This is a genomic window from Candidatus Krumholzibacteriia bacterium, assembly GCA_035268685.1.
Classification (GTDB): domain Bacteria; phylum Krumholzibacteriota; class Krumholzibacteriia; order JAJRXK01; family JAJRXK01; genus JAJRXK01.
This window is the reverse complement of the sequence record DATFKK010000135.1, coordinates 1-14,593: the sequence shown is the minus strand read 5'-3', so window position 1 is coordinate 14,593 and position 14,593 is coordinate 1. Positions and strand designations below refer to the sequence as shown.

The following is a 14,593-nucleotide window of genomic DNA, read 5'->3' as shown; positions in this document are numbered from 1 at the left end:
TCGACGCGGTGCATCCGGCCGCCAGGCCGCCGTTGCGGGCCGACGGTCACCGCTGCCTGACCGGAACCTATGCACCCAACGGCGGGTTCGTGTCCAGTTCCGATCCGGATCTCAGGGGCGGGGGCCGAAGAGTACCGTTCCCAGGCGGACGTGCGTGGCGCCCTCCTCGACCGCGATCTCGAAGTCGTCGGTCATGCCCATCGACAGGCCCGCGGGCCTGCCTGCGGAATCCTGCAGGCCGGCGGCGAGCTCGCGCAGCCGGGCGAAGGTCGACCGCAGCTCGGACTCGTCGGCGCCGAAGCGCGCCATGGTCATCAGGCCGAGCGGCGGCGTGCGGCCGGACTCGAGTGCCGCCGACCACAGGTCGTGCGTCTGCTCGGGCGCGCACCCACCCTTCTGTTCCTCGTCGCTGGCGTTGACCTGGATCCAGATCGGCTGGACGACCCCGATCGCCCCGGCCCGGCGGTCGATGCGCTCCAGCAGGTCGTCGCGGTCGACCGACATGATCGACGCGAAGGCCCCCACCGCCTTGTTGACCTTGTTCTTCTGCAGCGAGCCGATCAGGTGGACCCGTGCATCGGCGTCGATGCGCTCGAGCTTGGGCCGGGCGTCCTGGACCCGGTTCTCGCCCAGGTCGGTCAGGCCGTGCTCGCGGGCCACCTGCATGGCCTCGAAGGGGTGCCCCTTGGTCACCGCGACCAGCGTGACCTCGTCGGCCGCACGGCCGGACCGCGCGCAGGCGTCGGCGATCCGCGCGCGCACGCGCTCGAGGTTGGTGCCGAAGTCTTCGAACATCGCGCTCGCGGGGCGACGCGTGAGGATTGGTGGAGGCGGCGGGAATCGAACCCGCGTCCGAGAACGGCCAACCGCGGACGTCTACGTGTGTAGCCCCCGAGTAGATTTCGCGATCGGCCCCCCTGGGGACACGAGTCGACCGAACGCTAGCCCCATTCGTTCTCGACGCTTCGCCCTGAGACTACGGGTCCACGTCCAGCTTCCAGAATATGACGCCCGCATCCCGCTCCCCGGAAGCCCGGAGCGAGGCGAACGGCTGCACTTTAGTTAGGCAGCGAGAGCCATCGGCTCGTCGGTTGTTTTTTTCCGGCCGGTTTTACGAGCTGGACCGGAAATCCTCGACACGCAGTCCACGGCCCAACCAGAACCCGTCGAAGCCTTTCGCCCCCACGAGACGAACACCCCGGGGGCGTTCGTGTGCGGTCTGCCGTGGCTCTCCTACGGTAGTTCCGCCGGCGCCGGGCGCAAGCGCGGCCAGCGCACGAGGAGCGCGGCCCCGGCCAGGACCAGGCCCAGGGCCGCCGCGGCGGCCACCGGGCCGTCGAGCGCGAAGGGCGCTTCGTGGGTCCGGAGCCAGCGCTCGCCCAGCAGGAGCGAGCCGTTGTAGGTCAAGTGCAGGACCACTGCGGGCCACAGCGAACGGGACCGCACCACCACCGCCGCCAGCACCAGGCCGAGCAGGAAGGTGGGCAGGAAACGGAACACGCTCAGGTGGATCAGCGCGAACCAGAACGCGCTCCAGAGGATCGCCCGGCGATCGCTTCCCTGCCGCCGCAGATGTCCCAGGAACACCCCGCGGAACACGAACTCCTCGCACACCGCCGGTGACACCGCGGCGAGGGCGAAGAGCTGCCACAGCGACATGCGCTCGAAGGTCTGCCCGAGCAGTTCGAACTGACTCGCCGGGGCGGGCAGGAACACCGCCTGCAGTTGCTGCAGGCCGATCATCGGAAGGACGAGCCCGAGACCCAGGGTCATCGCGCCGAGCACGTGCCGCGGCGCCGGCGACCGTAGCGCCACGGCTTCGGTCCAGCGCGGACGCCGGCCCCGGACCAACCGCTCGGTGAGCAGGGCCAACGCCGGGAGCAGGACCCACAGGCTCAGGGCCAGGCCTCCGACCGGCGACCGGCTCTGCAGCCACTGCCCGACGTAGAAGAAGCCCGTCACCGTGAGCGCCAGGGCCACCTGGATCGCCCGGCGTCGCCCGCCCTCGGTCGGCGCGAAGAAGGGTTCCGGATCGAAGCCGAGCACCGTCTCCTCGCGCTCCATGAGCGTCGTGACCTGCCGCGCGGCCAGGGCGATCCATCCCAGCGTGCTGGCCACCACGATCACCATGGTCGCGGCGTCCGGACGGCCGGCGAGGACGTCGCGCATGACGAAGGCCACGTTCGCGATCGGCAGCACCGTGACCACGCCCGTGGCCTCGATCGCCTGGCTCATCGACAGGAAGGCAGGCACGAACACCGTCAGCATGACCGGGAGCACGTAGTACTGCGCTTCCTTCAGCGACCGCGCCCAGGCCGAGACCATGAGCATGACCGCGGCCAGGAGGACGGCCAGGGGCAGCATGAGCGCCGCGACCAGTGCGAGCGCGGCGGGATCGAGCGCCGCCGCCGCGCCGTCTTCGGCCAGCCATCCCGTTCCGTAGCTCAACGAAAGGCTCACCAGGCTGAGCAGACCCGTGAGCAATGCCCCCCCGCCGGCCACCACCAGTTTGGCCCGCGCCACCAGGGTCCGGTCGAGGGGCGCGAGGAACAGGGTCTCGAGCGTACCCCGTTCCTTCTCGCCGGCGATCATGTCGATCCCGAGCGTCGAGGCGGCCATGAACAGCGTCATGAGCAGCAGGTAGACGAGCAGACGTCCCGCTTCGGCCCCGCCGCTCTCGCGGGCGGTCGAGACGTCCCGTGTGTCCAGGTCGAGCGGTGCATCGAGGCCGCCCTCCCCCCCACGCGCACGGTACTCCTGCTCCAGGACACGCCAGCGGGCCGACTCCAGAGCGGTCTCGACGCGGTCGGCCACCACCTGTGCCGACGAGCTGGTCATGCGACCGATCAGGCGCACCGTGTCGACCGGCGCGTCGGCGTCGGGCAGTCGGACCGCCAGTGAGGCGCGGCCGGCGTCGAGCATGGCCCGCAACGAATCGGGGGCCACGTTCTGCCATCGGATCCCGTCGACCCCGGCCAGGACGCCGGTCAGTTCCCCGTGGTCGCCGGCGACGGCCACCGTGTAGCGAGCGGCCTCGACCTCGGCACTGTGGTCGTGCTGCACACGGTTCATGGCGCCGATCACCACCGGGTACAACACAACCGGCAGGACCAGCGTGAGCAGGAGCACGCGACGGTCCCGCCGCAGTTCGGCGAACTCCTTGCGGATCAGGGTGCCCAGGGGACCCGTGATCACGGCGCCGTCACTTCCGGGGCGTCGGGCCGCGCGAGCGACCGGAACACGTCTTCGAGGTAGTGACAGCCCGTGCGTTCACGGAGCTCGTCGAGCGTACCGATGGCCCGGACGGTGCCACCGTGGATGATCGCGATGCGATCGCACAGACGTTCTGCCTCGCTCATGATGTGCGTGCTGAAGATCACGCACTTGCCGCTGCGACGGACCTCGTCGACGAAGTCGAGCGTCGTGCTCGCCGCGAGTACGTCGAGCCCACTGGTCGGCTCGTCGAGCACGAGCACCGGCGGATCGTGGATCACCGTGCGGGCGATGTTCACCTTCTGCTTCATGCCGGTACTGAGCTTCTCGCAGCGCTGTCCGGCATAGTCGGCGATGCCGAAGGTCTCGACCAGGGTGTCGACCCGCCGCTGCAGGGCGACCCCGCTCAGACCGTGGAGTTCGCCGAAGTACGAGATCATCTCGCGCGCGGTCAGCCGATGGTAGAGACCGGTCGTGCCCGACAAGAAGCCGATGTTCTCGCGCACCTCCCGCGACTGCTGCACCACGTCGAAGCCCGCGATCGAGGCGTGCCCGGCGGTGGGCGTCAGCGCAGTCGACAGCATGCGCAGGGTGGTGGTCTTGCCCGCGCCGTTCAGTCCGAGCAGGCCGAAGATCTCGCCGGGGCAGCAGTCGAAGTCGACGTCGTCGACCGCACGCGTGCCCTCGCCGCCGGAATGGTCGGGGTAGATCTTCGTCAGTCCTCGCACGTCGACGACGGCGTCGCGATGGGTCTCGCTCACGGGCGATCAGTCCTTTCCCGCGGAGCGCGCGAACGACGGCAGGAGCGCGCGCCGCACCGAGAAATCGGGAGCGAAGAGAACGTTCTCGTCGCGGACGAGGCGCGCGGCCACGGCCACGAACACCACCGCCAGGGCCACGAGCTCGAGCAACGTGACCACCACCGGCACGAGCGGGGTCTCCCCCTGCAGGGCCGAGCGCAGCAACGCCGTGACGTTCACCAGGGGTACGGCCGCCTGCGACACGGTGAAGGTCTCGGCGCCGAACTGCGCGAACAGACCGGAGAAGGCGACGATCAGGTACACCGGCGTGAGCGCGGCCTGGCCTTCGCGGTAGTTCCGCGCCCCGGCCACCAGCATCATCATGAGCGCCGACACGGCCACCGACAGCAGCAGCACCGCGACCAACGCGACCACGATCGCACCCGGCTCCAACCGCAGCGCGATCGGCGCGTCGGGCAACAGGATCTCGAGCGCGAAGAACACCAGGACGAGCAGTCCGGTGAAGTTCAGCACGAAGGTCGACATGCTCGCGGTGACGACGTAGCCGAGTTTGCCGAGCAGCACCTCGGCCCGGCTCAACGGGCTCGTGATCACCGTTTCCCAGGTCCCCCGTTCCCGCTCGCCCACGATCGTGTCGAGGGCAGCGTAGAAGGTCCCCTGCGGCAGCATCAGCATGAGCAGGAAGGGAAGGATCATGCTCAGGGCCCGCCCGCCGCGCTCGGCGGCGGTCGACAGGTCGTCGATCACCACGGCCCAGGGACGGAACGCGTCGCCGGTCAGGCCCACCGATGCGGCGCGAGCCGCGCGGAGCGAATCCGCGTGCGCCCGGACGGCGGCCGTGGCGCGGTCGCGCGCGACCTGGGACCGCTCGCGCGAGGCGTCGTGGACGACCACGGCCGAGTCCCCGGCGCCGGTGCTCCACCACGCGACGAGGGCCTCGAACGCGCCGAATTCGGGGTCTCCGGCGGCACGAAGGGTCCGGAACTCCTCGGCACTCGGGGCGCCGTCGAGCGTCGACCAGATCTCGGGGGCCGGACGTGTCCTGAGGGTCGAATCGGCGTCGAGCTCGTCGCGGACCGGATCGGGCGTGTCGGCGTCGACCAGCACCACCGTCGGCTCCTTCTCCGCGGCTCCGCGCGCCATCATCACGAGCTGGATTCCCACGAAGGCCAGCGTGGGATACAGGAGCAGCGGCACGATCACCAGCTGCAGCACGAGGTTCCGGTCACGGCGCGCCTCGAGGATCTCCTTGCGCAGCACGCGAAGGGCCGCACGGAGGCTTCTGGCGAAGGACGATTCGGCCACGACGACCCCTGGAGCGCCACGAGGAGGAACGACGGCACACCACCGGCACACCGATCCGGCGTCCGGGCACACCGGGGCACTCCGCGAGCAACCATCGAGCCGGGATCAGGGCTTCAGCGCGTGCTTCTCGATGTAGGCGCGGATCTTCCGGTCTTCCTCGGGCGTGGGCAAGGGCCAGTTCTCGTCCTTCATGAGGACGATCATCCGGTCGTACTGGTTGTTCCAGTAGCCCATGGTGTCGACCTGGGGCGGGATCGGACCGTGACAGCCCGAGCCGGAACAGTACTTCACGTACAGCTGCGCGCTCTCGCTCTCGGGCTCGGGCAGGGACGCACCGCAACCCGCCACCACGATTCCCAGGACCAACAAACCGAACGCGCTCCGAGCGCGCAGGGTGTCCGTCATCACCGCTCCTCCTGCTACGAGTCCTCGGGGCCGGGCAGACCGGCCAGGGACTCGCGGATCTCGCCGTCCATGGGCAGGGGGCGTTGGCTGTCGCGGTCGAGGATCACGTACGTGATCGTCGCCTCGGCGACCCTGCGGTCCCCGGCACCGATCACGCGCTGGTGGACCTTCGCGCTCCGCCGTCCGAACTCGCCCTGCCAGGTGTGCACACGGAGTCGATCGCCCAGGGTGGCCGCCGCCCGGTAGGCGATGTCGATGTGCGCAACCACGAACAGCCATCCCCGGCGGTGCCAGGCGTCGACGTCGATCGCGCCGCGGATGGCCTCCCAACGCGCGGCCTCGAGGAATTCGAGGTACCGCGCATTGTTGACGTGACCATACAGGTCGCAGTGGAAGCCGTAGACGGTGAACTCGTGAGCTGCGGGCATGATCGGGACGCTCCCGGACGGAGGAAGTCGGGAGCATAGGGGCGCAGGGCGGACTCGACCAATCGGAGAAGGGGCCGGGACACGGTCCCGACCCCTCTACGGTGTCCACTCCTGGGCTCAGAGCCGTCATCGGTTCACGGGGCTGTGTTCCCGACGGCTGGCGTTCGCGGCGGCGATGCCCCCACGGGGGCAGGGTTGAGAGCGTTTCCCCTGTTCTCGGCCTGGTGCCGCGTCGAACGCGGGCGACGTGAGCGTCTCCGGCTACGGCCACGTTTCGTGCGTACATTTCTCCCGCACGCGGCCCCCGGAGGTCGCTCCCCTGGCGGAGCACCGGACCCCTGGAGTCAAGCAGATTCCCGGACCGACACTCCAGTGTGATTCGGTGACTCCACCCTGGAAAGCATGGTCAATGTGCATTACATCCTGCGTGGCCCCCTCCTCCGGCCTCTGATAGACTGCGCCACCTCATGAGCCAGATCGACCCGACCAAGAACCGCTCCGCCCTGGTGCCGGTCTTCCTGACCGTCTTCATCGACCTCCTCGGCTTCGGGATCGTCATTCCGCTGCTACCGATCTACTCGCAGGCCTACGGGGCGAGCGGCACGACCCTGGGTCTCCTGTTCTCGAGCTTCTCGCTCATGCAGCTGATCTTCGCGCCCTTCTGGGGACGGTTGAGCGACAAGGTCGGACGGCGCCCGGTGCTGATCGGTGGACTGATCGGCACCTCGATCTCGTACGTGATGTTCGGGCTGGCCGAGAGCATGACCATGCTCTTCGTATCGCGCATGCTGGCCGGTTTCTTCGGTGCGAACGTGGCCACGGCCCAGGCCTACGTGGCCGACGTGACCACACCCGCGGACCGGGCCAAGGGCATGGGGATGATCGGCGCCGCCTTCGGACTGGGCTTCACCTTCGGGCCGCTCATCGGCGGTTTCATGGTGCAGTGGTCGATGGCCATGCCGGGGTTCTTCGCGGCGGGGCTGTCGCTGGCCTCGGCGATCGTGGCCTTCATCATGTTGTACGAGCCGGCGCGGCACCGCAGTGACGCCACGCGGATCTTCGGATTCGAGACGGTCCGCGAGGCCATGCGCCAGCCGCGCGTGGGAACGGTGCTGCTGCTGTACTTCGTGGCGTTGCTGGCGTTCTCGGGCTTCGAGTCGATGTTCATCCGATTCGGACTGGCGCGCTTCCCCGAGGCCTTCGGCATCAGCTCCGCCATCACCGATCCCAGCATGGACGACGTGATGGGCGCGGCGAAGGAAGCCGGCCTGTACATGTTCGGGATCGGCCTTCTGGCCGCGGTGATCCAGGGGGGATTCATCCGGCGGCTGGTGCCGCGCTACGGCGAGACCAAGCTGATCGTCGCCGGTCCTCTCCTGCTGGGTCTGGGCTTCCTGATCGTGGGCGTGGCGCCGAACTGGTGGTTGGTGATCGCGGGGTGCGCGGTCATGCCCATGGGCTTCGGCGTGAACAACCCCTCCCTGCAGGGCCTGCTCTCGCGGGCGGTCACGCCCGACCACCAGGGCGCGTTCCTGGGCCTGAACCAGTCTCTGGGCAGCCTGTCCCGCGTGCTCGGTCCGCTGATCGCCGGACTCGTGTTCGACTACGGCGGACCGGCCCAACCCTTTTTCCTGTCGGCCGCGCTGCTGGGCGTGGCCACGCTGCTGGCCCTGCGCTACCACCGCCGGTACGCGCGCTCGTTCGAGCACGAGGCCGAGCGCGAGGCCACCGTGCGCGGCACGGCCTGAGTGGCGTTGCCACCGCCCACGCCTCGACTAGATTCCCTGCCGCAGTGGGCCCGCCGCGAGCCCCGGGCCGCCGTCGTCATGTCCCACGACCCGAGGCGCCGCCTCGGCTTCCGAGAGGTCCGTCCAGCATGAGCCAGGTGCAGACCCACGAGTTCCGAACCGAGCTCGAGCAACTGCTCGACATCATCGTCCACTCGCTCTATTCCGAGCGCGAGATCTTCCTGCGCGAGCTGCTGAGCAACTCCAGCGATGCCATCGACAAGCTGCGCTTCGAGGCCATTCGCGAACCCGCGCTGCTCGAGGACGCCGGCACCGACTGGGAGATCGAGCTGCGTGTCGATCGCGACACGAAGACCCTGCACGTGATCGACAACGGCATCGGCATGTCGGCGACCACGATCGTCGACCAACTCGGCACCATCGCGCGCAGCGGCACGCGCGAGTTCCTGAGCGCCCTGCGCGAGGCCGAGGCCTCCGACCGCCCCGAATTGATCGGTCAGTTCGGCGTGGGTTTCTACAGCGCCTTCATGGTCGCCGATCGCGTCACGGTGTTCACGCGCCACGCCGGCGAGGAGCACGGCGTGAAGTGGGAGAGCGAGGGCAAGGGCTCGTACACGCTCGAGGAGATCGAACGTCCCGAACGCGGGACCGAAGTGGTGTTGCACCTGCGCGACGACGCCCACGAGTTCCTCGAGGAACACGTGCTGCGACGGATCGTGAAGAAGTACTCGGACTTCCTCGAGCACCCGATCGTCATGGAAGTGGACGTCCAGAAGCCGCTCGAGGGTGGCGAAGAGGGCGAGACCATGACCGTGCGCGAGAAGCAGACCCTGAACTCGCGCCAGGCACTGTGGCTGCGCGACCCCAGAGAGGTCGACCCGGCCGAGCACGAGGAGTTCTACCGGCAGATCTCGCACGACTTCGAAGCCCCGGCGCGCACGATCCATTTCAAGGCCGAAGGAACCCTCGAGTACCGGGCCCTGCTCTATCTGCCGAAGAAGAAGCCCCTCGACTACTACTGGGGCGAGCCGAAGGCCGGCCTGCAACTGTACATCCAGCGCGTGTTCATCACGAGCGACTGCGAGGAACTGCTCCCCCTCCATCTGCGCTTCGTGAAGGGCGTGGTCGACAGCAGCGACCTGCCGCTCAACGTGAGCCGCGAGATGCTGCAGAAGAACCGCGTGGTCGAGCAGATCAAGAAGGGCCTGGTGAACAAGGTCCTCCGGACGCTCGAGGAGACGAAGGAGAAGGAGCGCGAGGACTACGAGTCCTTCTTCGCCGAATTCGGGGCCACGCTGAAGGAAGGCGTGGCCAATGACCCGGCGAACGCCCAGCGCATTGCCAAGCTGCTGCTGTTCCACAGTACGCGCACCGGCGACGACGCCACGGTCGACCTCGACACCTACCTCGAGCGCATGCCCGAGGGCCAGGACACGATCTGGTACCTGATCGGCGAGCGGCGCTCGCTGATCGAGCGCTCGCCGGCGCTCGAGGCCCTGCGCGAGAAGGGCCAGGAAGTGCTGCTGCTCACCGATCCCGTCGACGAGTTCCTGGTGGCCCACCTCGGCGAGTACGAGGGCAGGAAGCTCAAGGCGGCCGACCGGGGTGAACTGCCGGAGGGCGAATCGAAGGACGAAGAGAAGAAGGAGGAAGAGCTCGAGGGACTCTTCACCTTCGTGAAGACCGCCCTGTCGGGCGTGAAGGAGGTACGGGCGTCGCACCGCCTGCGCGAGAGCGCTGCGGTGCTGGTGGCCGACGAACACGGCGTGAGCGCGCACATGGAGCGCCTGATGAAGCGCATGGGCCGTGGCGAGGAGTTGCCGCCGCGCGAGCGCGTCCTCGAGCTGAACCCCGATCACGCGGCCGTGCGCACCATGCGCACCCTCCACGACAAGGACCCCTCCGACCCCCGTGTCGAGGACTATGCACACCTGCTGTACGAGCAGGCGGTGATCGCCGAGGGTTCGACGGTCGACGATCCCGCCGCCATGGCCGCGCGGATCAACCGTCTGATCGCGAGGACGGACCCGGGCGAAGAGACGTCGGAACGAGCCGAAGCGAACTGACTCTCGCCGTATCTCCACCGGACGAAGGCCGAACCCGAGCGGGTTCGGCCTTTGTTCACCGTACGCGCGTCACGACGTGAAATCGCGTGGTCTTCTGCGTTGCAACACGGTTCGACGCTCTGCTAGTGTGACCAACGGTCGACGGACGCGGACCCTCCGGTGGCGATCGCCACGTCATCGGGCAGGCTCGCGCCTCTCGTCCCGACACCAGAAAGCGGTCCCGCGTCCACTCGCCCACAGTCCGAAACGCACCACTCGGAACCGGAGGATCATGCTTCGCCGGGTCGCCACGCATGCGTGTGCGCCACGTGGACAGTTCCATCCCACTCCGAGGTGTTCGTCCTTCCAGTTCCATCCGAAAGGAACGCGCATGCACCTTCGTTCTCGCCTGCGCACGGTGGGCCTCCTGGTGTTCGCGATGATGTTTCACGCATCGCTTGCACAGGCCACATCGTTGCGCACCGCCAACATCGTCGACCTGATCGACCAGGCGGAGAGCATCGTGGTGGCCGAGGTCCTCGAGATCGAAGACGGCTTCGACTCGATGAACCTGCCCTACACAGACATCACGATCGACGTGCTGGACGACCTCACCGGTAATCGCACCGGCGTCCGCATCATCCGCCAGTTCGGGCTCCAGGAGCCCAAGCAGATGCCGGACGGCCGCACGGCTCTGTCCATGACCCCGGCCGCCTTCCCGATGTTCGTGACCGACGAGAAGGTCATCCTGTTCCTCTACCGGCAGTCGCCGATGAACGGGATGCAGACGACCGTCGGTCTGAACCAGGGCAAGTTCACCGTCGATGCGCGCGGCAACGTGATCAACGCCGTCGACAACACCAACCTGTTCCACCACGTCGCCGCGCAGACCGAGCGCATGCCCGAAGCGGCGCAGAAGCTGGTCGCCGTCCGCGGTGGCGAGATCAACGAGAACGCGTTCGTGAACTTCGTTCGCAACGCGGTCGAGGAACGCTGGGTCGAAGAGGGGGTCCTGCACCATGCGCACTGAGCGAATCGGACTCCTGACACTCGCCCTCACCCTCGTCCTGGCCCCGGCAGCCGCCAACGCCGGCGGTCCCCTACTGGTCTTCGATCCCGAGACGAACAGCCCGTTCGCATGGAGCACCGCGGCGCCGGTGAACGTGTACACCGACCTCGGAGATCTCGGCCCGGTGACCAACGCCCAGGCCGACGCTCTCGTCCAGGCGGGCGTGAGCGAGTGGTCCGGCGTGCCGACGTCGGCCCTGCAGCTGACCGTGGCCGGTGACTTCTCGACCGTCGGCCTTCCCGACGTGAATGACGGCACCACCGCGGCCGGCGTGATCGGCACCTTCAACGGCGGCGGCATCCACGTCATCTACGACGACGACGAGAACGTCTTCTTCGAGTTCTTCGGAATTCCGCCCGGATCGGGCGTGCTGGGCGTCGCCAGCCCGGACTTCGCCGACGGCGCGGAGATCACCGAGGGCTGGGTCGTGCTCGGTGGCGGCGGCGTGGATCCGTCCGACACGGCCGGACAGAGCTTCGGTGGTGTCGTGACCCACGAGTTCGGCCACTCGATCAACCTGGCCCACACGCAGACCAACGGCGCGATCGTGTTCCTCGGAGACGACCTCACGCCCGATGGTTGCGCGGGGCCGTACAGCAATCTGCCGACCTTCGCCGATCTCGAGACCATGTACCCGTTCATCGACCCGAGTGCGGGTGTGGGAATCGGCGTCGAGATGGCGACCATCGAGCATCCCGACGACGTCTCGGCGCTGTCGAACCTGTACCCCGCAGGCGGTTGGCCGACCACCGGCGCGACCATCAGCGGTCAGGTCCTTCTGCCCGACGGCGTGACGCCGGTGACCGGGATCAACGTGATCGTCCGCAACGTGAACGATCCCTACGGCGATTCGAACTCGGAGCTCTCGGGCAACCGCTCGCAGGGTGAAGCCTCGACGCCGCGCGGAGACTTCGAGTTCAACGGTCTGACCCCCGGTGAGGAGTACGTGGTCTACATCGACGGCATCGTCGATGGCGGCTTCAGCACTCCGCCCACCACCGTCACGTTCAACGAGGAATGGTGGAACACGGCCGAGAGCGCCGACGGCACCGTCGATCCCGAGTGCGACTTCTCGGGCATCGTGGCCAACGGCGTGACCTCGAACGTCGACATCATCCTCACCGATCCCGGCGCCGTGCTGCCGCTCGGTGACGACGACTCGATCGAGGTGCCCCTGGGCTTCGAGTTCCCGTTCTGTGACGGCAACACCTACTCGAGCGTGTTCGTCGGTTCGAACGGGTTCCTGACCTTCGGCCAGGGTGACACCGACTTCTCGGAGTCGGTGGGCGAACTCCTCGACGGTCCGCCGCGCATCGCCCCGCTGTGGGACGACCTGTCGCCGAACACCGGCGGCACGGTCACCGCGGAGAACGTGGGCGGCGAATTCGTCGTCACCTTCACCGACGTCCCGCAGTTCGCCGGCACCGACTCGAACAACTTCACGGTGACGCTGCGTCCCGACGGCACGTACTCGATCGAGTACGGCGCCATCGCGACCACCGACGCCGTCGTGGGCCGCTCGCAGGGTGGCGGTGTCGCGGATCCGGGTTCGACCGATCTGTCGGCCGCGGCCCAGCCGATCGGTGACGGCCTGCAGACCGTGTACGAGGAGTTCTCGTTCGTGCCCAGCATCGACCTGGCCAACGGAACCTTCGAGTGGACGATCTGCGAGCTGCTGCCGCCGGCGATCCTCGACGTGGACACCACGCCGATCGAGGTGACGCTGCCGGCCGGTGGGACCACCCAGCTGCCGCTGGCGATCGCGAACGCGGCCGTGCCGCCGGCCTTCGATCTCGAGTGGAGCCTGGACGACGTCGAGGTCACCGCCTCGCCGTTCCTGGCCGGCTCGACGACCGAGCTCTTCGAGCCGCAGACGGCCTTCCGGCTCGAGCGCTCGAACGAGCGGTCCGGATCCACGGCGAAGAAGCCGACCACGGCCGAAGCGCTGAAGGACGTTTCCGAGAAGATGCCGCACGTGCACCCGCAACACCTGGCCAAGGCGCTGGGTCCGAATGCGGTGGCCGACGGCAGCTTCGAGGCGGGTCCCTTCGGCGGTGTGTGGACCGAGTCGTCCACGAACTTCGGCACGCCGATCTGTGACGTGGTCACCTGCGGCACGGGTACCGGCACCGGTCCCCGCACCGGCGCCTTCTGGACCTGGTTCGGTGGCATCGCCGCCTTCGAGGCCGGAAGCGTCAGCCAGACGGTGACCATCCCGACCGGCGACGTCGTGCTCAGCTTCTGGATCGAGCAGATCACCTGCGACTCGCCTTCGGACTACATGCAGGTGCTGATCGACGGCACCGAGGTGTTCCGTACCGACGGCGGCAGCGCGATCTGCGGTCAGCTCGGCTACACCGAGGTCACCGTCGATCTGACCGCGCTCGGCTTCGCCGACGGTCAGCCTCACAACGTGGAGTTCCGTTCCGAGATCTTCGCCGCCAACGGTGGTGGGACGAACTTCTTCCTCGACGACGTCGTGATCGCTGCCGAGATCTCCGACTGCGGATTCCTCTCGGCCAGCACCACCTCGGGCTCCGTGCCCGCGGGGGACAGCGACATCGTCGACCTCGTGTTCGACGCGACCGGCCTGGCGACCGGTTCGTACGACTGCGAGATCAACATCAGCAGCAACGGTGGCAGCGCCACGATCCCGGTCACGCTGAACGTGACGGGTGAGGACGTTCCGCCGACAGCCGCCTGCAACCCGTGGGTGACCATCGTCAACGAGACCGATACGGGTCCGTGCGAGGCCTTCGTCGATCCTTCGCAGGTCGACGCCGGTTCGTTCGATCCCGACGGCGGAGACGTGACGCTGGCCCTCGATCCTCCGGGACCCTATGTGGGTGGCCAGAACCCCGTGACCCTGATCGTCACCGACGACGAGGGCAACGTGAGCACCTGCGAGTCCGTGATCGTCGTGGACTGCCCGGTGCCCGTGTCGTTCACCGACGTCAGCGTCGCCCGCGAGGGCTGGGGTGCCGTGCTGCAGTGGCGTCTGGCCGAGGCCTTCGGCTTCACCGGATACCACGTGTACCGCCAGAATGGCGAGCAGACCGACCGCGTGCGTCTGACCGATCAGGTGCAGGACCTGTCGGTGGCCGGAAGCTTCCGGTTCGTCGACGAGGTCGCCCCGACCGGCGGCGCGACCTACACGGTCGAGCTGGTCAACGCCAACGGCGGCGCCATGTCCTTCGGTCCGTTCCGTCTGACCGAGGGCAGCGGTGACGACTCGATCATCCGTCTGGAGGGCGGCAGCCCGAACCCGTTCCGGGGCCAGACGACGATCTCGTTCGCCGTGCGCTCGCAGCAGGCCGTGAACCTGTCCGTCTTCGACCTCCGCGGTCGCCGCGTCGCCACCCTGGTGGACGGCGTGAAGGCCACGGGTCGTTACGACGTACGTTGGGACGGCCGCACCGACTCCGGCGCCGATGTCGGATCGGGTGTGTACCTCATGCGCCTGCAGGCCCAGGACCAGGTCGAGGTGCAGAAGGTCATGCTGACGAAGTAGATCCCACGGGATCGACTTCGCGATGACGAGGACGGCCCCCGACTCCGGTCGGGGGCCGTTCGCATTTCCGGGTCGTGCTCCGCGGTGCGACGACCGTTCACTTCCGCG

At 68.1% G+C, this 14,593-nt stretch carries 10 protein-coding genes and 1 other RNA gene; 4 read left to right on the top strand and 7 right to left on the bottom strand.

What is annotated here, in order from left to right:
• Positions 1–111: 111 nt before the first annotated feature.
• The 7 genes from VKA86_12890 to VKA86_12860 form a co-directional block, all read right to left on the bottom strand.
• The gene (locus VKA86_12890; GenBank protein HKK72110.1) at positions 112–795 is read right to left on the bottom strand and encodes a YggS family pyridoxal phosphate-dependent enzyme; all 684 of its coding nucleotides are present in this window, start codon (positions 793–795) and stop codon (positions 112–114) included.
• Between the two features lie 27 nt (positions 796–822).
• Positions 823–1,184: a transfer-messenger RNA gene (gene ssrA, locus VKA86_12885) on the bottom strand.
• A gap of 49 nt (positions 1,185–1,233) precedes the next feature.
• The gene (locus VKA86_12880) at positions 1,234–3,195 is read right to left on the bottom strand and encodes a CPBP family glutamic-type intramembrane protease (protein ID HKK72109.1); all 1,962 of its coding nucleotides are present in this window, start codon (positions 3,193–3,195) and stop codon (positions 1,234–1,236) included.
• Complete coding sequence (locus tag VKA86_12875) at positions 3,192–3,974, bottom strand: ATP-binding cassette domain-containing protein (GenBank protein ID HKK72108.1); 783 nt, start codon at positions 3,972–3,974, stop codon at positions 3,192–3,194. Before VKA86_12875 ends, VKA86_12880 begins: the two co-directional genes overlap by 4 nt.
• Positions 3,975–3,980: 6 nt before the next feature.
• Entirely contained in the window at positions 3,981–5,279 is a 1,299-nt protein-coding gene (locus tag VKA86_12870) for an ABC transporter permease subunit (protein ID HKK72107.1), read from the bottom strand.
• A 105-nt stretch (positions 5,280–5,384) separates the two neighbouring features.
• On the bottom strand, positions 5,385–5,684 hold the full coding sequence (locus VKA86_12865; GenBank protein ID HKK72106.1) for a hypothetical protein: 300 nt from the start codon (positions 5,682–5,684) through the stop codon (positions 5,385–5,387).
• 14 nt (positions 5,685–5,698) lie between these two features.
• Positions 5,699–6,112 (bottom strand): thioesterase family protein, encoded by a 414-nt coding sequence (locus VKA86_12860; GenBank protein HKK72105.1) that lies wholly within the window; start codon positions 6,110–6,112, stop codon positions 5,699–5,701.
• Positions 6,113–6,579: 467 nt separating this feature from the next.
• Here VKA86_12860 and VKA86_12855 point away from each other — a divergent pair, with 467 nt between their 5' ends.
• The 4 genes from VKA86_12855 to VKA86_12840 all read left to right on the top strand — a co-directional run bounded on the left by VKA86_12855 (position 6,580) and on the right by VKA86_12840 (position 14,485).
• Positions 6,580–7,860, top strand: coding sequence for an MFS transporter (locus VKA86_12855; protein ID HKK72104.1), 1,281 nt, complete (start codon positions 6,580–6,582; stop codon positions 7,858–7,860).
• Positions 7,861–7,988: 128 nt separating this feature from the next.
• Complete coding sequence (gene htpG / locus VKA86_12850) at positions 7,989–9,926, top strand: molecular chaperone HtpG (GenBank protein HKK72103.1); 1,938 nt, start codon at positions 7,989–7,991, stop codon at positions 9,924–9,926.
• A gap of 370 nt (positions 9,927–10,296) precedes the next feature.
• Positions 10,297–10,935 carry a hypothetical protein gene (locus tag VKA86_12845; protein ID HKK72102.1) on the top strand — a complete coding sequence of 213 codons (639 nt, stop codon included), beginning with the start codon at positions 10,297–10,299 and terminating at the stop codon, positions 10,933–10,935.
• Positions 10,925–14,485, top strand: coding sequence for a T9SS type A sorting domain-containing protein (locus tag VKA86_12840; protein ID HKK72101.1), 3,561 nt, complete (start codon positions 10,925–10,927; stop codon positions 14,483–14,485). Before VKA86_12845 ends, VKA86_12840 begins: the two co-directional genes overlap by 11 nt.
• Positions 14,486–14,593: the final 108 nt, after the last annotated feature.